This is a genomic window from Rhodococcus sp. M8, from assembly GCF_015654185.1.
In the GTDB taxonomy this organism is placed as follows: Bacteria; Actinomycetota; Actinomycetes; order Mycobacteriales; family Mycobacteriaceae; genus Rhodococcus; species Rhodococcus aetherivorans.
On the sequence record NZ_CP064065.1, the window covers coordinates 3727282 to 3746187 of the forward strand.

Here is an 18906-nt window from a genome sequence, read left to right on the forward strand (position 1 = left end):
CCTTCGACGCTTCGACGGTGCGGGTCAGCGGAATGCGGCGTGACCGGTCAGGGCGCGGCCGATCGAGAGCAGGTGCATCTCGCTGGTGCCCTCGTAGGTCAGCACCGACTCGAGGTTGTTGGCGTGCCGCAGCGGCGAGTACTCGAGGGTGATGCCGCTGGCGCCGAGAATGGTCCGGCATTCGCGGGCAATGGCCAATGCCTCGCGCACGTTGTTGAGCTTGCCGAGGCTGATCTGCTCGGGGGTGACACCGGACTCGTCCTTGAGGCGGCCGAGGTGCAGTGCGAGCAGGAAGCCCTTGCCGAGCTCAAGCGTCATGTCGGCCAGCTTCTCCTGGGTGAGCTGGTAGGCGGCGAGCGGGCGGTCGAAGACCTCCCGGGAGGCGGCGTAGTCCAACGCGGTCTCGAGGCTGTTCCGGGCCGCGCCGAGCGCGCCGAACACGATGCCGAAACGGGCCTCGTTGAGGCACGACAGGGGAGCCCCGAGGCCGCGGGCGAGGGGAAGCTCGGCCGAGCCCGGCAGGCGCACGTTGTCGAGGACCAGCTCGGAGGTCACCGAAGCCCGCAGCGACAGCTTGCGGTGAATCCTGTTGGCGGTGAAGCCGGGTGTGTCGGTGGGAACCAGGAACCCGCGGACACCCTCGTCGGTCTGGGCCCACACCGTGGCGACGTCCGCGAGATTGCCGTTGGTGATCCACATCTTGGTGCCGGTGAGGATCCAGTCCGAACCGTCCCGGCGGGCGCGGGTGCGCATTCCCGAAGGGTTGGACCCGAAGTCGGGTTCCGTCAGGCCGAAGCACCCGATGGCGTCTCCGGAGGCCAGGCGGGGCAGCCATTCCTGCTTCTGTTCGTCGGATCCGTAGCGGTGGATGGAGAACATCGACAGCGAACCCTGCACCGAGACGAAGCTGCGGAATCCGCTGTCGCCGGCCTCGAGTTCCAGGCAGGCCAGGCCGTAGCTGACGGCGTTGGTGCCGGCGCAGCCGTACCCGTCCAGGTGCATGCCGAGGACGCCGAGGGCGCCGAACTCCTTCGCCACTTCCTTGGGCAGCGTCGCGGATTCGAACCAGTCGCCGACCTCGGGGACGAGCCGGGTCTCGACGAAGCGGCGGACGGTGGCGGCGATGTCGCGTTCGTCGGCGTCGAGCAGTGTGTCGGCGCCGAGGAGTTCGAGCGGTCGCAGCGGACCGGTCGTGCGGGCGGGTGCGGTGGTGGTCATGTGCTGGTCCTCGCGGAGTAGGGAGCGGTGGTGGTCAGAGGGCGGCGAACGCGTCGCGCAGCACCGAGAACGCCTCGGTGAGCAGCTCGTCGGAGATCGACAGCGGCGGCAGGAAACGGAGCACGTTCCCGAACGTGCCGGCGGTCAGGGTGAGGACCCCGTGGGCCTGGCAGTACCGGACGATCTCCGCGACGGCCTCGCGGTTGGGAGTGGTCGTACCGGGCTCGACGAGTTCGACGGCGATCATGGCGCCGCGTCCGCGGACGTCGCCGACGACGGGGTGGTGGGTGCCGATGTCGCGCAGTTCCCGCAGCATCAGCGCGCCGATTTCCTGAGCCCGGTCGAGCAGATGCTCCGCTTCGATCGTCTCGAACACCCCGAGTGCCGCCGCGCACGCCGCGGGGTTGCCGCTGTAGGTGCCGCCGATGCCGCCCGGGTGGGCGCGGTCCATGATCTCGGCCCGGCCGGTGACGGCCGCGAGCGGAAGCCCGCCGGCGAGTCCCTTCGCCGTGACGATCAGATCCGGCACCAGGCCTTCGTGCTCGCAGGCGAACCATGCTCCGGTGCGGGCGATGCCGGTCTGCACCTCGTCGGCGACGACGAGGATGCCGCGGTCCCGGCAGAAATCGGCGACGCGGCGGAGGAATCCGTCGGCGGGGACGATGAACCCGCCTTCGCCCTGGATGGGTTCGACGACGACGCACGCCACCTGGTCCGCGCCGATCTGGGCGTCGACGAGCAGCCGGAACTGCTCGAACGCCTCGTCCGCGGCGCGGTCGGGCCCGCTCGGCCACCGGTAGGGGTAGGCCATCGGCGCGCGGTAGACCTCCGGGGCGAACGGACCGAAGGAGTGCTTGTAGGGCTGGTTCTTCGCCGTCATGGTCATCGTCATCAGCGTCCGACCGTGGAAGGCGTGGTCGAACGTGACCACGGCGGAACGACCGGTCGCCGCGCGGGCGTACTTCACGGCGTTCTCGACGGCCTCGCTGCCGGTGTTGAACAGTGCCGTGCGCTTGGCGTGGGTTCCGGGGGTCAGCCGGTTGAGGACCTCGGCGACCTCGATGTACGGCTCGTACGGCGTGGCGAGGAAGCAGGTGTGGGTGAACTGCTGCAGCTGCGCGGTGGCACGTTCGACGACGCGCGGCGCGGAGTTGCCGACGGTGGTGACGGCGATGCCGGAACCGAGGTCGATGAAGGAGTTCCCGTCCACGTCGACGAGCACACCCCCGCCGCCCGCCGCCGCGTAGATCTCGGCGCCACTGGCCAGGCCCGCCGGCAGCGCGGCGGCGCGGCGCTGCGCCAGCTCGCGGGACCGGGGGCCCGGGATTTCCGTCACGATGCGGCGTGCCTGCTCGAGTCCGGGCCCGCCCCGTACGAGTTCCACTGCGGTCATGTCCTTCTCCCTCCGTCGGTTTCCTCGAACTGTAGGGGCGAGAACGCCGGTCACTCATGGACTGGAAGTACAAGTTCCGCCGCATACATGGACATCGAGTACATGTCCGTCTCCAGGGGTCGCCCGCAGACTGGCGGCACACCACGGCCCACACCGGGTGATCGAAAGGACACGCCGATGACCACCGATACCGCCACCACGCATCGACACGAACCGCTGCCCACCGACGTCGCCGGGGCCGCGCGGCACCTCGCCGGGTCACGCGGGGAGCATCCGGCCCTCCTGTTCGTCGAGCGCGCTGCCCGCGACGGCGTCGCCGACGCCGTCATGAGGTGGCCGGGCCGCGATCCGTCGCTGTCCGACTCCGTCCACACCTTCGAACATTTCGGGCTGCGGATCGACGATCACGAACTCCTGACGGGGGACGGCGAGGATCGCCGGGTGCATCGGTTCGCGTTCGTCACGCCCCCGGAGTGGGGGCCGGGTTCGCCTTGCCGGGTAGCGGCGGTCGTCGACGCCCATGCGCAGGGCCGCACCGTCGTCGACCGGTACGCCCGCCTCGCCGTCGTCGCCGATGTGGACGTGCGGGACATCGCCCTGGTCCGGGCCGCCGGCCGCTTCGCCCGCCAGGCCGGTCTGATCATGTCGGAGCGGTACATCGTCGATACCCTCTGCCGGCATCCAGGATTCGTCGAGGCCCTCGTCGCCTGCTTCGCCGCGCGCTTCGACCCGGACCGGCGCGACCGGGACGTCGCCGCCGAGCGGGCGGAGCGGGCGCTCGCCGCGCGGCGCGGCGCGGCGGAAAGCCTCGACGAGGACCGCATCCTGCGCAGCCTGGAGTCGTTCGTCACCGCCACCGTGCGCACCAACTGGTACCAGCGCGACGAACACGGCGCACCGAAATCGTACGGCGCATTCATGCTCGATTCCGGACGTCTCACCGATCCCGGGCCCGTCGTCCCCCACCGCGAGATCTTCGTCCACTCGGACGACATGGAGGGCATCCACGTGCGGAGCGGCACCGTCGCCCGCGGCGGTGTGCGATTCTCGGACCGCCCGGAGGACTACCGCACCGAGGTACTCGGCCTGATGAAGACCCAGGTGGTGAAGAACGCTCCCATCGTCCCCGTCGGCGCCAAGGGCGCGTTCGTGCGGCGAAACCCGGATGTCTCTCCGGCTCAGGCCTATTCGACGTTCATTCGGGGAATGCTCGATCTCGTCGACAATATCGTCGACGGGAAGATCGTGCACCCGGACCGTACGGTCGTCCACGGTGGGGACGACGGATATCTGGTGGTGGCCGCGGACAAGGGCACCGCCGCGTTCTCCGACCTGGCGAACTCCATCGCAGCGGAGTACGACTACTGGCTCGGCGACGCCTTCGCCTCCGGCGGATCCAGCGGATACGACCACAAGGCCATGGGCATCACCGCGCGCGGCGCGTGGGTCGCGGTTCGCGAGCACTTCGCCGACCTCGGTGTCGACGTGGACACCACCGAGGTGACGGCGGTGGGGATCGGAGACATGTCCGGCGACGTCTTCGGCAACGGGATGCTGCTCTCCCCGCACCTGCGCCTCGTCGGCGCGTTCGACCACCGGCACATCTTCCTCGACCCGGACCCGGACCCGGCCCGCGCCTACGCGGAGCGCCGCCGGCTGTTCGAGCGCCCCGGATCGAGCTGGGACGATGTCGACCGCGACGTCCTCTCGCCCGGCGGAGGGGTGTGGCCTCGCTCCGCGAAGTCCGTCACCGTCCCGGAACCCGCACGGCGCCTGCTCGGTCTGCCGCACCCCACCACCACCCCGAGCGAATTGATCAAGGCGCTGCTGACCGCACCGGTGGACCTGCTCTGGAACGGCGGCGTCGGCACCTACGTCAAGGCCACCTCCGAAAGTCACACGGATGCAGCCGATCCGGGTAACGACGACGTCCGCGTCGATGCCTCACAGCTCCGCTGCCGCGTCGTCGGCGAGGGCGGCAACCTCGGTTTCACGCAGCGGGCACGCATCGAGTTCTCGGCGGCGGGTGGCCGCATCAACGCGGACTTCATCGACAACGCGGCCGGCGTCGCCACCTCCGACGCCGAGGTGAACCTGAAGATCGCCCTCGAATCCGCCCGGCGCAGCGGACGTCTGACACTCGAGGAACGCAACCGCCTGCTCGGCGACGCCCGTGACGAGGTGGCCCGCACGGTGTTGCGCACGAGCCGGGACCAGTCGGTGGCGCTCGGGCTCGCCGTCTCGCGCGCGGCCCGGCTCCTCGGCCGGCACGAGCGGCTCATCAGCCACCTCGAGACCGGTGACGGGATCCGCCGCAGCACCGAGGTACTGCCCACGGTGCAGGAGCTGGCCGCGCGGGCCGGGGCCGGCCGCGGGCTGACCAGGCCGGAGATCGCGGTGCTGCTCGCGCGGTCGAAGAACGTCGTGTGCCGGGACCTGCTCGAGTCGGATGTGCCCGACGACCCCGTCTTCGCCGACGTCGCCCAGGCGTACTTCCCCGAACGCATGCGCGGACTGCTGCAGGACGAGATCCGGGATCATCCCCTGCGCCGCGAGATCGTCGCGACCCGGATCGCCTCCGACCTCGTCGACCACGTCGGACCGGGGATGATCTATCAGCTCGAGGAACGACTCGGGGTGCGCACGCCGGCGGTCGCACGGGCGTACGCGGTGATCCGGGCGGTGTTCGACACCGACCGGTTGTGGGCCGAGGCGCGGGACCGCCCCGGTTCCGGCGCCGAACGCTGGGCGCGGCTCGGCACCGTGCAGAATTTCGTCGAGCATGCGGCCTCGTGGATCCTGCGGCTGCGGCCGTCGCCGCTCGACGTGAGCGCCGAGATCACCCGGCTGCGTGCCGGAGTGGAGGACCTGCTGAGCGACACCGGGGCGGACGGGGGGCCGGACTTCCGGCTACTCGGCGAGTACCCGGCCCTGGTCGACACGGCGTACACGCTGAACTGCCCGGCGCGCACCGTCGCCCGGGTGCACGCCGGCACGGGTTCGCTGCTGGGGCTCGACGGGACGTCGCCGGACCTGTCCGCCGGATCCCACACCTGGTGGGACAGCACGGCGATCGCCACGGTGCGGGACGAGCTCGCCGAACGCCACCACGCCCTCGTCGCCGCGATCCTGCGCCGGGACGGCACCCCGATCGCTCCGGCCGACGTCGACGAGGTCCTGGCGCGGTGGCAGCGGCGGGTCCCGGACGCGATCGCCCGGGTGACGCGCCTGACCACCGAACTGCGCGAGGACGGGCTCGTCGATCTGCCGCGGGCGTGCACGCTCGGCGCGGAACTGCGCCTGCTCGTGCGCGAGAGTCATTGATTGTGGTGCCCTTTCGGACCGGGGGAGATCCGAAAGGGCACCACGGCGGCGAGCCGCCAGAGTGTCACGGCGGCGAGCCGCCAGAGTGTCACGGCGGCGAGCCGCCTATATTTCGAGTTCGCCCATGCGGGACCACTCGATGCCGGGGATCTCGGTGTGGAGGATCCGCGGGGTCTCGCTCAGCGCCGGGCGCATGGCGTCGAGCCCCTTGCGGAAGTGGTCGGCACCGACGTGGGCGGCACCGGCCTCACCGTCGCGGAACGCCTCGACGAGCACGTACTCGGACGGGTCGTCCACGCTGCGCGACCACTCGAACCACAGATTGCCCGGTTCGGCCCGCGTCGACTCGGTGAATTCCTTTGTGAGGGCGACCCAGTCGTCCCGGCATTCGGGACGGACCCGGAACCTGACCACGATGAAGATCATTGCGCACTCCCTTCCTGTCGAGCCGTGGTGGGCACGGCGGCGGCCGGTTGCCTCGGAGGGAAGCGACCGACGAGGCCCGGCCGCCGCCGAGACGATCCCCCGGCGATCAGTAGATGTTGGACGGGCGGACCATGCCCTCGGCCAGGTCCCCGAAGCCGGGCGCGTGGATCGCCCCGGGGTTGCCGAAGACCTCCTCCACGATCGCGGTCTCGGTGGTGATGAGCAGCGCCGCGATGGACGCGGCGCTCTCGAGCGCGGCGCGGGTGACCTTGAACGGGTCGACGACGCCCTCGTCGAACATGTCGCCGTACTTGCCGGAGAGCGCGTTGAACCCGTGTCCCGACGGCAGCCCCGCGACGACCTCCACGACCTCGTCGCCGTCGAAGCCGGCGTTGACCGCGATCCACCGGAGCGGCTCGGGCAGGGCACGCCGCACCACGTCGCGGCCGATGCCTTCGTCGCCGGACAGGTCGAGGTCGGCCAGCGCCCGGTGCGCCTGCCCCAGGGCGGTGCCGCCCCCGGCGACGATGCCGTCCTCGAGGGCGGCCCGGGTGGCGGCCAGGGCGTCCTCGACGCGCAGCATGCGTTCCTTGAGTTCGACGCTGGTGGCGCCGCCGACGCGGATGACGGCGACCCGCCCGGTGAGCCGGGCGATGCGCAGCTGGAGGCTGTCCTGGTCGGCGTCGATCCGGGCCCGTCCGAGCTGCGCCTCGAGCTGCGCGATCCGCGCATCGAGGAGACTCTGATCGCCGTGGCCGCCGACGATCGTCGTCTCGTTCTCGGTGACCGTGATGCGGTCGCAGGAACCGAGGTGCTCGGCCGTCACCTCGGACAGTTCGACGCCGGTGTCCTTGGCGACGACGTGCCCGCCCAGCGCGACCGCGAGGTCCTGCAGCTCGGCGACGCGCCGGTGCCCGAAACCGGGCGCCCGCACGACGACGGAGTGCATGGTGTTGTGCATGTTGCCGCCGACGAGGAGCTGCAGGGCGGGGCCGTCGACGTCCTCGGCCAGCACGACGAGGGGCCGATCGGCGCGCTTGGCCGCCTCGATGCTCGGCATGATCTCCTGCACCTGGGTGATCTTCTTGTTGGTCAACAGGATCAGCGGATTCTCGTGGACCGCTTCCATGCGTTCGGGGTTGGTCACCATGTAGCCGGAGATGTAGCCGTGGTCGAATTCGATGCCGTCGACGACGCTCACCGACATCCCGAGGGTCTCGCTCTCCTCGGTGGTGACGATGCCGGACCTGCCCACGTGGGAGACCGCCTCGGCGATGGCCTCGCCGATGGCCTCGTCGTCGCTCGCGGCGAGGGTCGCGATGCGCTCGAGATCCTTGCGTCCGTCGACCTGCACCGACCGGTCCCGCAGTGCCTCGACGACCACGGGAACGGTGCGTTCGATGCCGCGCCGCACCCGCATGGGATTGGCACCGGCGTCGACGGCCCGCATCCCCTCGCGGACCATGGCCTGCGCCAGCACGGTCGCGGTCGTGGTGCCGTCACCGACGACGCCGTTGGTCTTCATCGCCACTTCCTTGACCAGCTGCGCGCCCATGTTGGCGAACGGGTCCCGCAGCTGGATCTCGCGGGCGATCGTGACACCGTCGTTTGTGATGGTGGGTGGGCCGGTCAGCTTTTCGAGCACCGCGTTGCGGCCCTTGGGGCCGAGGGTCACCTTGACCGCGTCGGCGAGCGCGTTGACCCCGTACTCGAGAAGGAGGCGTGCCTCCTGGTTGAACCGCAGATCCTTGGCCATGGCTGGACTTCCTTTCGTGCTGACTGTGCGGGGTGCGGTTCAGGGGACGAGGATCGCGCGGCCGCGGACCCGTCCCGCGTCGAGGTCGTCGATCGCCTGCTGGAACTGCTCGAGCGGATATTTCGTGGTGTGCAGCGTGACTTTTCCCTGGGCGGCGAGGGCCATGAGCTCCTGCAGGTCGTTGTAGGAGCCGACGAGATTGCCGATGAAGTTGATCTCGGTGGAGATCACGTCGATCGTGGGGACGTCGATGTTCTCGCCGTATCCGACCACGTAGTAGTTGCCGGCGCGGCGCAGCATCGCGACGCCGTCCCTCGTGGCGCCGCCCTCGCCGACGAAGTCCACGACGGCCTCGGCGCCGCGGCCGCCGGTCAGCTCGAGGACCTGCTGCACGTGGGTGCCGTCGGCGACGATGCCGTGGTCGGCACCGATCCCGACGGCCAGCGCGACGGCGGCCGGGTTGCGGTCCACCACGATCAGGGTCGCCGCGGAGACCGCCTTCAGGACCTGGATGCCGATGTGGCCGAGGCCGCCCGCGCCGATCATGACGCACACGTCGCCCGGTCGCGTCGCCCGCGCGGCCTTGGCGACCGCGTGGTAGGCCGTGAGCCCGGCGTCGGCGAGGGCTGCGACGTCGGACGGCTCGAGCGAGTCGTCGATCCGGACCACGCTGCGCGCGGTGGTGCGCAGGTACTCGGCGTAGCCACCGTTGGTGTCGATGCCGGGGAACCGGCTGTTCTCGCAGTGCACGTCGTCGCCGAACCGGCACGCGCGGCAGAGTCCGCACGTGATGAGGGGGTGGAGGATGACCTTGTCGCCGACGGCGACGTTGGTGACGGCGTCGCCGACGGCGTGGACCCAGCCGGCGTTCTCGTGGCCGATCGTGTACGGCAGGACGACGCCGCTCTTCTCGGCCCACTGCCCCTCGAGGATGTGGATGTCGGTGCGGCACACGCCCGCTCCGCCGATGCGGACGACGACGTCGAGCGGGCCCTCGATCTTCGGCTCGGGGATCTCCTCGAGCTGGAGCTTGGTGTGGTACCCCACCACCTGCACGGCCTTCATGACACTCTCCTGACGATTGCGGAACAACTGGTTCGGATGTCGGCGACCCGGGGTGTTGCCGATCCGCCGTCGCTGTCGGCGTACCGGGTCGCGAGCAGCCCGCGGCAGAAGTGTGCGTTCCCCTCCATGGAGATCCGCACGGACTTGGCGAACCGCAGCCGCATCGGTACCGCCTCACGGGGGATCGGCCGCCCGTCGTCGTCGACGAACACCCGGCTGGCCGGGCACAGGCTCAGGCCGATGTCGAGCCGCCGGCGTATCAGGGCCGCCTTCTGCCGGCCGGGCGGGATGTCGCTCAGCGTCAGCGACGGGATGTCGTCGACGGTGAGCTCCGAGTGCTTCAGCAGGTTCTCGAGGCAGCGTTCCAGGGCGGCGAGGTGCGCCTTGCGCCGGAACGTGCGGCGCAACTCGTCGAGGTTCTCCTCCGCCTCGGAGCCGAAGGTGCCCCGGTAGCCGGCGTCGGCGGCGAGCCCGCGGTTGATCTTGCCGCTGTCGTGGTGGTCGTCGAGGAGGATCCGCACGTGCCCGATGTCCTCGATCGCCCGCAGGGCGTCCTGCGCGTCGGATGCCATGAGGTAGGCGAAGTTCGGCGAACAGAACGCGGTGGGCAGCCGCAGGTGCACGGTCACCCCGTCGTCGTCGAGGACCACCGACCGCACGAAGCCGAGATCGGTGATCGGTTCGTCCAGTTCGGGATCGACCACGGTGCCGAGCGCGGCGAGCACGTCGCTGCCCGACACCGGAGCCGCGGTCACGACGACACCGCCTGCTGGGCTCCCGCGGCGACCTCGACCCCCTCCTGTCCGGCCGGCTCGGGCAGCCGCAGGTGTTCCGGGACGTCGATGTCGTAGAGCGCCGCGGCGTTGAGGCCGAGGATCTTCTTCTTCTGTTCGACGGTGATCGGCGCGTATTCGGTCATGTCCTCCGGGATCTGGAAGTCCACGAACTTCTCGATCAGCCACTTCGGGGTCCACAGCGCGTAGTCGCTGGCGAACAGGATCTTGTCCTCGCCGAGCCAGTAGAGCAATTCGCCGATGATCTGGGCGAAGTACCGGGGACGGGTGTGGATGAACGGCATCGCCACGGCCAGACCGCCGTACACGTTGGACTCCTGGGTGGCGATCCAGCAGAAGTCCTCGAGCCGGGGCAGGCCCACGTGTTCGACGACGAAGCGCAGGTCGAGGTAGTCGGTGGCGACCTTGTCCACGTCGGCGACGTCGAAGGCGTCGCGGTCCAGCGGCCGGATGGTGGGGCCCTTGTGCACGTGGATGTTCTTGATCCCCAGCTCGATGCACTCCTCGAGGTAGCGCCTCGACCACGGGTCGTCGAGCTTGTATCCGCGGGAGTCGCCGTGCCATTCGGCGGTGTAGAGCTTGACGCCCTGGAGGTTCATCCGTTCGGCGTCCCGGCGCAGCTGTTCGAGGCCGGCCTCCCCGTGGCGGGGATCGTAGGCATGGTTGTACGTGAGCTTGTTGGGGTGCTTGCGGGTGAGCCCGAACGCCTCCTCGGTCTGCCCGAACCCGTTGCGGTAGAAGTCGCTCAACAGGGTGGCCTGGAAGATCGCGTGGTCCACGTGACCGTCCACGAACAGGTCCTTCATGAGGCGTTCGCCGCCGTAGTAGGTGTAGGTGTCGTAGTCCCACACCTCCTCCTCGGGGCTGAGGTTCTTGTGGTAGTCGTAGAAGCAGTCGATGAACTGCCGCCCGTGCACGTTCTTCTGGTTCGACTCGCGGCCGTCCCAGATGTGCACGTGCCCGTCCACGATGAAGTACTGCTGCCCGTCCTTCTCGTACATCGCTTCCCTCGTTCTGTCGTGTGCCGGTGGTGGATCGGGAGCCGTCCGGGCCCGGTCTGCGGGCCCGGACGGCCGCGGTCAGTGCGCCGTGAGATCGAATCCGATGTACTCGGCGGCGTCCTCGGGACTGGCGAAGAGCATGGTCTTGTCATCGAGGTGCACCATGCGCCCGTAGTGGGTGGAGCTGATCTCCTCGAAGACGGAGCCGTCGAAGTCGGAGCCGAGAGCGTCGGTAAGTTCCTCGTAGTCGAACTCGAGGCGGTTGACGCCGTCGACGCGGATCATCGACGGGTACTCCGTCAGCTGCACGCCGTCCTTGGCGCCCATGACCTCGGCGACCACGCGGCCGATCGGGGTGTTCATCAGGGTGACGCCACACATGTTGGAGAACTCGGTGGCCGATCCGAATTGCATGCTCACTTGTCCAGCTCCTTCGCGATGTCGAGCCCGATGTCCTCGAGCAGGGAACGGAACTTCGCCTCGGCCGCCTCGAGGCTGGAGGCGAAGGTGACCGCCTTATCGGCCGGCTGCGACCAGATCGGCTGCAGGGCGCGCGCGGCGTCGAGACAGCGCGGCACCCAGGTCGCCAGCCAGGTCCCGAACAGCTCCCTGTTCGATTCGCCGAACTGCTCGTCGCGGGTGAGCAGCCGGAAGAGGTTGCGCGTGTACGCGAGATCCCGGTCGTAGTCGTGCTCACCGGTGCCGACGATCGTCGGCGTGATGTAGTCGCCGTTGCGGGCGGCGATCTGCATGACCAGTTCGCTGCGGAACAGCGAGCCGACGAGCTGCTCGAAGACGATGTTGGTGGCGAAGAGCAGCTCGCACCAGTCCGGCACCGCGGTGAGCCGTTCGACGACCTCGCGGGTGGGCTGCCATTCGGGCGCCGACTGCCAGACCTCCTTGTGGGCGGCCCCGTCGAACGATATCCCGGCCTCGGACAGGTCGAGGTTGAACAGCGCGAGGTCCTGTGCGAACCGCATCTTGTGTGCCGCGTTGACCGCCACCGCGGTGTTGATCATGTTCGTGGGCCCGGACCGCTGGATGGAGGTGAACACGTGCAGCGCCAGGCCGTTCTCGGCGTGCATCCAGGCGCCGAGGTTGCGTTCGATGAACTTCAGCCACGGCGTGTTCCAGCCGTCGTAGGCGCGGGCGCGCTTGGCGTTCTGCAGGCACAGATCGACCTGGCGCACGACCGCCGCGTTGTTGCGGTAGATCGTCTGGTCCCACTCCTCGTTCGGGTCGAGGAAGGCGTGCCAGTTCGACGACTTCGCGGCCGTCCATTCCTTCGGGTATCCGCCCGGTCCGTCGCCGAAGCCGTAGATCCAGCCCTGCGACAGGTGCCGCTCGGGATCGGGCTGCACGTCGACGGTGACGTCCTCGTACATCGTCGACCGCTTCTTGGCCGGCGTGTAGTAGGTGAAGGTGCGGCTGCGGGAGCTGGGAAAGTCCAGCGCGCCGGCTTCGGAGTCGGTGAACTCGATCTTCGGGAAGCTACGGTGCTTGGAGTCGGTAGATGCGGTCATCTCGTTTCTCACTTCTGTCGGTGAAGGAGCAGGGTGGTTTCCTACGGCGCCTACTCGAAGGCGGGGCTGGTGAACTTGTCGTAGAAGATCTGGTCTTTCGGGGTGTTGTGCACCTCGAGCAATTCCAGGGCTGCATCGACCATGGGGGGTGGCCCGCACAGGTAGACCTCGCTCCGGTGGATGTCCGGCTCGCGGCGGTCCACGATGTCGGTGACGTTGCCTTCCTCGACCTCCGGGAGTCCGGACGGCACCGGCTCCGCTGACTCCGAGAGGCAGGGCACGAACACGAAGTCCGTCAGGGTCTTTCCCAGTTCGAGGATCTCTTCGAGGTAGAACAGATCCGCCGGCGTGCGGGCACCGTAGTAGAACCGGACGGGCCGGGTGCTGCCGGTCTCGCTCATGTGCCGCAGGAGCGAGAGGATCGGGGCCATGCCGGCGCCGCCGCCGACGAAGACCACCGGCAGGACGTGACCGTCCTTGAGGGTGAAGGATCCGTACGGTCCGGTCAGGGTGATCTCGTCGCCCACCGAGATGCCGTCCTCGAGCAAGCCGGCGAACTTGCCACCGGGGTACTTCTTGATGAGAAACTCGACATGTCCCGGCGTCGATCGGGTCGTCGCCATGGAGAAGGACCGATGTTCCTCGGTTCCCGGTATCTGCAGGTCGGAATACTGACCAGGTTTGAACTCGTACTCCGTGGGTTCGACGGGCTGCAGTTGCAGCGACACAATGTCCTTGGTCATCGGCTCGATCGCGGTGATCCGGGTGCGCACTTCTTGAATGGGGATACCACCCAGGAGTTCGTCCTCGTCGAAATTGAGCAATTCGATGGTGCAGTCGCTGTATGCAGTCGAGCGGCAGAGCAGTACGTGCCCCTCGTCGGTCTCGGCGTCGTTGCAGGCGAACGTCGAATAGTCCTCCATCTGGATGTCGCCTTCGAGGACAAAGGATTTGCAGGCCGAGCAACGCCCCTCGCGGCAGCCGTGCATCAGATGGATGCCCTGCCGGAAGGCGGCGTCGAGGATGTACTCGTCCTCGCCGACTTCCATCTCGATGTCGACGGGCTCGAAATTGATGCGGTGCTTGTCGGCCACGGGGGTGTCTCCTGGGCTCGTGGAATGAATGGTGAGGCGGTGGGTGGCGCCGGAGTGGCCGCGGCGCCACCCACCGAGCCTGAATCAGGCAGGAACTGCGCCGCCGGCGCGGTACGCGGCGATGTGGGCGTCGCGTTCTGCGTCGGACATCTGGTTCAGCAACACGTTCGGGCTCTGGAAGGTGTTGCCCCGCACGTCGTCGAGGGTCCACATCTTCTTCGGGTCGAGGTCGAGGTGCGGCTGACCGACGAGGGTCTTGCCGTCGTCGCGCACGTACCCGAGGTCCTGCACGATGTCGGCGAGATCCTTGTCGTGGTGCAGGGTCTCCCATTCACGGAAACCGGTGAGGCGGCCCATGTTCGGGGTGGGACGTCCCTCGTACTCGCTGCGGAACGCGACGGCGTCGGTCCAGTAGCAGGTCTCCGAGCAGTAGGTCCGCCACTGGTCGTCCACCTTCTCCACGACCATGTCCTCGCGGATGAGGGCGGGCACCATGCACGTCCAGCAGCGGTGCGGGTACTGGTATCCCACCTCCTCGAACGCGATCGGCTTGTTGCGGCCGGGGTAGGCGAGGCGGTTGTAGTTCTCCCACCACTTGCCGTACTTGGAATACCAGCCCGGGTACTTGTGCTCGAACCACTCGAAGTCCGCGTCGGTCATGGCGTCGATCCGCCAGTAGTTCACCGGCCAGCCCGTCGCGAAGAACCGGGCCACCTCGTGGACGTAGCCCTTCTCGGTGATGCGCTTCCACGCCTCCTCGACGAGGTCGTGCGGAATGGTCAGCCCGTACTTCTCGAGCGGGATGAGGTAGCTGCGGTAGTAGTCGTCGTAGATCCACCGCCGCCACATCTCGGCGTAGCTCTCGCGATCCTTGCGGCGGTCCTTGGTGCCGTACTCGATGAAGGTGCCGATCGCGGCGTCCACCACGCAGTGGTTGTTCCACCACGCGTAGCGCAGGTCCCGCTCGAGCAGCGGCCGGTTCCGCTCGTCGGCCAGCGCCATGAGCAGGATCGAGTAGCCGTTGGAGATGTGCCGCGACTCGTCGGACTGCACCGAATGGAACACGGTGGGCAGCAGGTAGTCGCCGTTGGCGGCCGCCTCGTCGGGCATCGCCACGAACAGGGTGTTCGTGAAGGCCGTCTCCGCGACCACGGTCAGGTAGATGTTGGCCGCGGTGATCGCGTCACCGGTGATGAAGCCCTCCCCGAACTGCCGGCCGATGGTGCCCGCGTAGTTGTTCGCGAACGCCTTCTCGGTCATGTCGAACCCGGCGGGGTCGATGTAGTTGTTCATGTAGAGCTTCTTGAGGTTCATCTGGATCGTCGAGTGACGAACCTCGTCGATCATCTGCACGGCGAGCCCGTTGTGGATCTCGGGGTTGGGCACCGCGTCGATGGCCATCGGCATCGCGCGGGCCGCCGAGATCTCCGGGAACGGGATGATCGAGAGGAACAGCTTCTGCCACTCCAGCCAGCGCTGCTGGACCTGCCGGAACATGTTCCCGCGGATGGCGCCGTCCATCGCGCCGTAGACCCGGTTGTCCTTCTCCTCCTCCATGGGGAAGTAGGACCGCATGATCTGCTTGAGAGGGTCCTTCTTGGGGGCCTTCTCGAACGTGTAGTCGGTGCCGAAGCGGGTGGCCGGCGTCGCGAACGTCGGTTCCCACGACAGCTCGGTGATCTTCGCATGGGCCTTGGTCAGGCTCTGCCTACTCAATGTGCGCCTCCTGGATCGGGAGCCGGCTCGGTGCCAGCCGTGGACGGTGGGGTGTGGATGCAGATACAACCCGCGGGCGCCACCCCGATCTGTCTCAATGTGAGACGCAGGTCACATTCGGCACAATTACCCTTGTGGACGCAGGGCCCGATGAGAATGTCCCCGTGACAACTCCAGACGACCGGGAGACCGAGGTGGGTGAATTCAGCCGAAGCAGTTCCCAGGACCACACGTCACTCCGGGAGGCACGCGAGGCGTTCCACTCGGCCGATCAGGCCGCGGACGATCCCGGCGACCGCCGGGTCCGGAACTGGCTGCGGGTCTCGTGGCTGCGGTCTCGGGCGGCGAAGGTCGACGTGGACCGCCCGAGCGCCGGCTACGTCGAACCGCTCCCGGTCGACACCGTCCTCACCCGCGCGGCCCGCCCGGTGCTGTCCGCGCTGTCGGCGGAGATCGAGAACGAGCCGGTGTCCCTGATCCTCACCGACGCCAAGGGCACCGTGCTCAGCCGCTACGGCGGCGACCGCGGCCTGCTGACCGCCCTGGACCGGGTCGACCTCGCTCCCGGCTTCCGCTACGCCGAGTCCCAGGTGGGGACCAACGGCATCGGGACCGCGCTCGAGGTCGGTGCACCCCTGCTGATCCGGGGGGACGAGCACTACAGCGGGCACCTGCGGTTGTTCTCCTGCGCCGGGGCCCTGGTGACGCACCCGATCACCGGGACACTCCTCGGCGTCGTGGACCTGACCACCAAGACCGAGAACACGAACTCGCTGCTGTTGTCCTTCGCCAAGCTGGCCGCCACCCGCATCAGGGAACGGATCCTCGAGGAGGCCAACGAACTGGACCGGGCCCTCCTGCACGACTACCACGCGGCCTGCCAGCATTCGGGTCGCCCGGTCATCGCCGTCGGCGACGAGGTCCTGATGATGAACGCCCAGACCCAGCAGCAGTTCGACTCACGCGACCAGGCCGCGATCATCGACCGGACCCGCGACGCCCGCGGGCGGGCCGAACCGTTCACGATGCTCGCCGACCTGCCGAGCGGGATCACGGCGCGGCTGTCCTACCAGCCGACCTTCGTCGAGGACAGGCTCGCGGGCGGGGTCGTGCGGATCAAGGAGCAACTCGCCCGGACCCGGAGCCCGCGCGCCGCGAAGCAGCCGGCGTTGCGCGCGCTGGCCGGTCGCAGCGCGCAGTGGCAGCACACCGTCCACGGCGTCGTCGAGGCCTGCCGGCGACGGGAATGGCTCGTGCTCGACGGCGAGCCCGGAGTCGGCAAGACCGCGCTCATCCGGGCCGCGCACGAGCACGTCCGGAGCGACCGCGGCCTCGCGGTGCTCGACGCGGCCGCGGTCGACGGCGGGGAGCTGCTGGAGCAGGCGTCGGCTACGCTCGAGGGCGGCTCCGACCTGGCGGTGCTGCACGCCCATGCGCTCGGCGACGACGATCTCGCCGGTCTCGGCCAGCTCCTGCAGACCGTCACGCCGGACACCCTTCCGGACGACCCGTGGGTGGCGCTGACCATGCAACCCCCGCAGGAGGAGAGCGACACCCACTCCCTGCTCCGGCTCTTTCCGAAGACGCTCTCCGTTCCCCGCTGCGCCATCATCTCGAGGACGTCCCCGAGCTGGTGCGCTTCCTCCTCGACGCCGCCGGCGCCACCGACCTCACGCTCTCGCCGGCCGCGGCGAACCAGCTCATGCGACTGTCGTGGCAGGGGAACGTGACCCACCTGCGCAGCGTCCTCGAAGAGACCTGCCGGCGCCGCCGCTCGGGGACCGTCGAGATCGGCGACCTGCCCGCCGAGTGCCGGGCGACGACCCGCCGGAACCTGACCCGGCTCGAGTCCCTCGAGCGGGACGCGATCGTGGACGCACTGGCCCTGCACGGAGGCGACAAGGCGGCGGCCGCGAAGGCGCTCGGCATGTCGCGGGCGACGATCTACCGCAAGATCCGCGAGTTCGGCATCACCCTCTGATTCCGAATATCAAGTGCCCGTGTCAAATTGAGACACCGGGACACCGCTCCTCAGGAAACACTGCTGAGCGCAGAGACGTTCGCCCCGCCAGCCCGGGGTGACCAGACAGGAGTGATCGATGACCGACCACAACGGACTCACCACCGCCGCCGGCGCGCCGGTGCCGGACAACCAGAACAGTCTCACGGCCGGGGCGCGCGGACCCATGCTGCTCCAGGACGTGTGGTTCCTCGAGAAGCTCGCGCACTTCGACCGCGAGGTCATCCCCGAACGACGGATGCATGCAAAGGGTTCCGGAGCATTCGGCACCTTCCGCGTCACGCACGACATCACCCGGCACACCAGGGCCGCGGTGTTCTCCGCCGTGGGCAAGCAGACCGAGGTGTTCGTCCGGTTCTCCACGGTCGCGGGAGAGCGCGGTGCCGCCGACGCCGAACGCGACATCCGCGGCTTCGCCGTCCGCTTCTACACCGAGGAGGGCAACTGGGACGTCGTCGGCAACAACACGCCGGTGTTCTTCTTCCGCGACCCGCTCAAGTTCCCCGACCTCAATCACGCCGTGAAGCGGGACCCCCGGACCAATCTTCGCGATCCCGAGAACAACTGGGACTTCTGGACCAACCTGCCGGAGGCACTGCACCAGGTCACGATCGTCATGTCCGACCGCGGCATCCCCGACGGGTACCGGCACATGCACGGATTCGGCTCGCACACCTTCTCGTTCGTCGATGCCGAGGGCACCCGTTCGTGGGTGAAGTTCCACTTCCGCACCCAGCAGGGCATCAGGAACCTCACCGACGAGGAGGCCGCGGCCGTGATCGCCGGCGACCGCGAATCCGCCCAGCGGGACCTGTACGAGGCGATCGAATCCGGCAACCACCCGAAGTGGACGCTGTACGTGCAGATCATGCCCGAGGCCGACGCGGCGACGTACCGGTACCACCCCTTCGACCTGACCAAGGTGTGGTCCAAGAAGGACTACCCGCTCATCGAGGTCGGCGAGCTGGAACTGAACCGCAATCCGGACAACTACCACGCCGACGTCGAACAGGCCGCCTTCTCCCCGGCGAACATCGTTCCCGGCATCGGGTTCTCACCCGACCGGATGCTCCAGGGCCGGCTGTTCTCGTACGGGGACGCCGCGCGCTACCGGCTCGGCGTGAACCACCACCAGATCCCGGTGAACTGCCCCCGGGCCGCCGCGCACGTGAACTCCTTCCACCGCGACGGCGCGATGCGCGTGGACGGCAACCAGGGCAGCGTCCCGAGCATCGAACCGAACTCGTACGGCCGCTTCCGGGAGCAGCCCGAGTACGCCGAACCGCCGCTCGCGGTGGGCGCGGTCGCGGACCGGTTCGACCATCGGGCGGACGACGAGAACTATTTCGAGCAGCCGGGAATCCTGTTCCGCGGCATGTCCGCCGAGCAGCAGACCGTGCTGTTCGAGAACACCGCGCGTGCCATCACAGGGGCATCGGCGGCGACGATCGAGCGGCACATCGCCAACTGCACCCAGGCCGATCCGGCCTACGGCGAGGGAGTTCGCAAGGCCTGCGAGGCACTCGGCGCGCTGTGAGTCCCGTGGTGTCCCCCGGCCCCGTGCGGGTGCGGGGGA

13 protein-coding genes and 1 pseudogene are annotated in these 18906 nt (G+C 68.7%); 3 read left to right on the forward strand and 11 right to left on the reverse strand.

Translation table 11 applies throughout. The features are described from left to right. Nucleotides 1-24: 24 nt before the first annotated feature. Nucleotides 25-1218, reverse strand: coding sequence for an acyl-CoA dehydrogenase family protein (locus ISO16_RS16895; protein WP_006932150.1), 1194 nt, complete (start codon nucleotides 1216-1218; stop codon nucleotides 25-27). A 34-nt stretch (nucleotides 1219-1252) separates the two neighbouring features. Next, complete coding sequence (gabT, locus tag ISO16_RS16900) at nucleotides 1253-2611, reverse strand: 4-aminobutyrate--2-oxoglutarate transaminase (protein ID WP_029546739.1); 1359 nt, start codon at nucleotides 2609-2611, stop codon at nucleotides 1253-1255. 177 nt (nucleotides 2612-2788) lie between these two features. Here gabT and ISO16_RS16905 point away from each other — a divergent pair, with 177 nt between their 5' ends. Further along, nucleotides 2789-5935 (forward strand): NAD-glutamate dehydrogenase domain-containing protein, encoded by a 3147-nt coding sequence (locus ISO16_RS16905; protein WP_083662353.1) that lies wholly within the window; start codon nucleotides 2789-2791, stop codon nucleotides 5933-5935. Nucleotides 5936-6040: 105 nt separating this feature from the next. Here ISO16_RS16905 and ISO16_RS16910 read toward each other — a convergent pair whose 3' ends face one another. The 9 genes from ISO16_RS16910 to ISO16_RS16950 form a co-directional block, all read right to left on the reverse strand. Beyond that, on the reverse strand, nucleotides 6041-6361 hold the full coding sequence (locus ISO16_RS16910; protein ID WP_072636729.1) for a putative quinol monooxygenase: 321 nt from the start codon (nucleotides 6359-6361) through the stop codon (nucleotides 6041-6043). 106 nt (nucleotides 6362-6467) lie between these two features. Beyond that, on the reverse strand, nucleotides 6468-8117 hold the full coding sequence (gene groL / locus ISO16_RS16915) for a chaperonin GroEL (protein WP_072636730.1): 1650 nt from the start codon (nucleotides 8115-8117) through the stop codon (nucleotides 6468-6470). A 39-nt stretch (nucleotides 8118-8156) separates the two neighbouring features. Continuing rightward, nucleotides 8157-9182: an NAD(P)-dependent alcohol dehydrogenase gene (locus ISO16_RS16920; RefSeq protein ID WP_029546743.1), complete on the reverse strand. Its 1026-nt coding sequence runs from the start codon at nucleotides 9180-9182 to the stop codon at nucleotides 8157-8159. Beyond that, complete coding sequence (locus ISO16_RS16925) at nucleotides 9179-9937, reverse strand: iron-sulfur cluster assembly protein (protein ID WP_072636731.1); 759 nt, start codon at nucleotides 9935-9937, stop codon at nucleotides 9179-9181. The genes ISO16_RS16920 and ISO16_RS16925 overlap by 4 nt, the downstream gene beginning before the upstream one ends. Next, nucleotides 9934-10977, reverse strand: a complete 1044-nt coding sequence (locus ISO16_RS16930) for an amidohydrolase family protein (protein ID WP_072636732.1) — start codon at nucleotides 10975-10977, stop codon at nucleotides 9934-9936. Before ISO16_RS16930 ends, ISO16_RS16925 begins: the two co-directional genes overlap by 4 nt. Before the next feature lie 78 nt (nucleotides 10978-11055). Next, nucleotides 11056-11397 (reverse strand): propane 2-monooxygenase effector subunit MimD, encoded by a 342-nt coding sequence (gene mimD, locus ISO16_RS16935; protein ID WP_029546745.1) that lies wholly within the window; start codon nucleotides 11395-11397, stop codon nucleotides 11056-11058. Continuing rightward, nucleotides 11394-12500, reverse strand: a complete 1107-nt coding sequence (locus ISO16_RS16940; protein WP_072636733.1) for an aromatic/alkene monooxygenase hydroxylase subunit beta — start codon at nucleotides 12498-12500, stop codon at nucleotides 11394-11396. The genes mimD and ISO16_RS16940 overlap by 4 nt, the downstream gene beginning before the upstream one ends. A 50-nt stretch (nucleotides 12501-12550) precedes the next feature. Beyond that, nucleotides 12551-13594, reverse strand: a complete 1044-nt coding sequence (locus ISO16_RS16945; protein ID WP_072636734.1) for a 2Fe-2S iron-sulfur cluster-binding protein — start codon at nucleotides 13592-13594, stop codon at nucleotides 12551-12553. Nucleotides 13595-13678: 84 nt separating this feature from the next. Next, a complete protein-coding gene (locus tag ISO16_RS16950; protein ID WP_029546748.1) occupies nucleotides 13679-15310 on the reverse strand; it encodes a methane monooxygenase in 1632 nt (543 codons plus the stop codon). A 164-nt stretch (nucleotides 15311-15474) separates the two neighbouring features. Here ISO16_RS16950 and ISO16_RS16955 point away from each other — a divergent pair. After that, nucleotides 15475-17291: pseudogene (locus ISO16_RS16955) on the forward strand (sigma-54-dependent Fis family transcriptional regulator). A 118-nt stretch (nucleotides 17292-17409) separates the two neighbouring features. Beyond that, nucleotides 17410-18867 (forward strand): catalase, encoded by a 1458-nt coding sequence (locus tag ISO16_RS16960; RefSeq protein WP_006932116.1) that lies wholly within the window; start codon nucleotides 17410-17412, stop codon nucleotides 18865-18867. The last annotated feature ends 39 nt before the right edge of the window (nucleotides 18868-18906 follow it).

Coding starts and splice junctions, on each gene's coding strand:
- ISO16_RS16895 (WP_006932150.1), bottom strand. CDS start 1,218: ATGACCACCACCGCACCCGCCCGCACGACCGGTCCGCTGCGACCGCTC.
- gabT (WP_029546739.1), bottom strand. CDS start 2,611: ATGACCGCAGTGGAACTCGTACGGGGCGGGCCCGGACTCGAGCAGGCA.
- ISO16_RS16905 (WP_083662353.1), top strand. CDS start 2,789: ATGACCACCGATACCGCCACCACGCATCGACACGAACCGCTGCCCACC.
- ISO16_RS16910 (WP_072636729.1), bottom strand. CDS start 6,361: ATGATCTTCATCGTGGTCAGGTTCCGGGTCCGTCCCGAATGCCGGGAC.
- groL (WP_072636730.1), bottom strand. CDS start 8,117: ATGGCCAAGGATCTGCGGTTCAACCAGGAGGCACGCCTCCTTCTCGAG.
- ISO16_RS16920 (WP_029546743.1), bottom strand. CDS start 9,182: ATGAAGGCCGTGCAGGTGGTGGGGTACCACACCAAGCTCCAGCTCGAG.
- ISO16_RS16930 (WP_072636732.1), bottom strand. CDS start 10,977: ATGTACGAGAAGGACGGGCAGCAGTACTTCATCGTGGACGGGCACGTG.
- ISO16_RS16940 (WP_072636733.1), bottom strand. CDS start 12,500: ATGACCGCATCTACCGACTCCAAGCACCGTAGCTTCCCGAAGATCGAG.
- ISO16_RS16960 (WP_006932116.1), top strand. CDS start 17,410: ATGACCGACCACAACGGACTCACCACCGCCGCCGGCGCGCCGGTGCCG.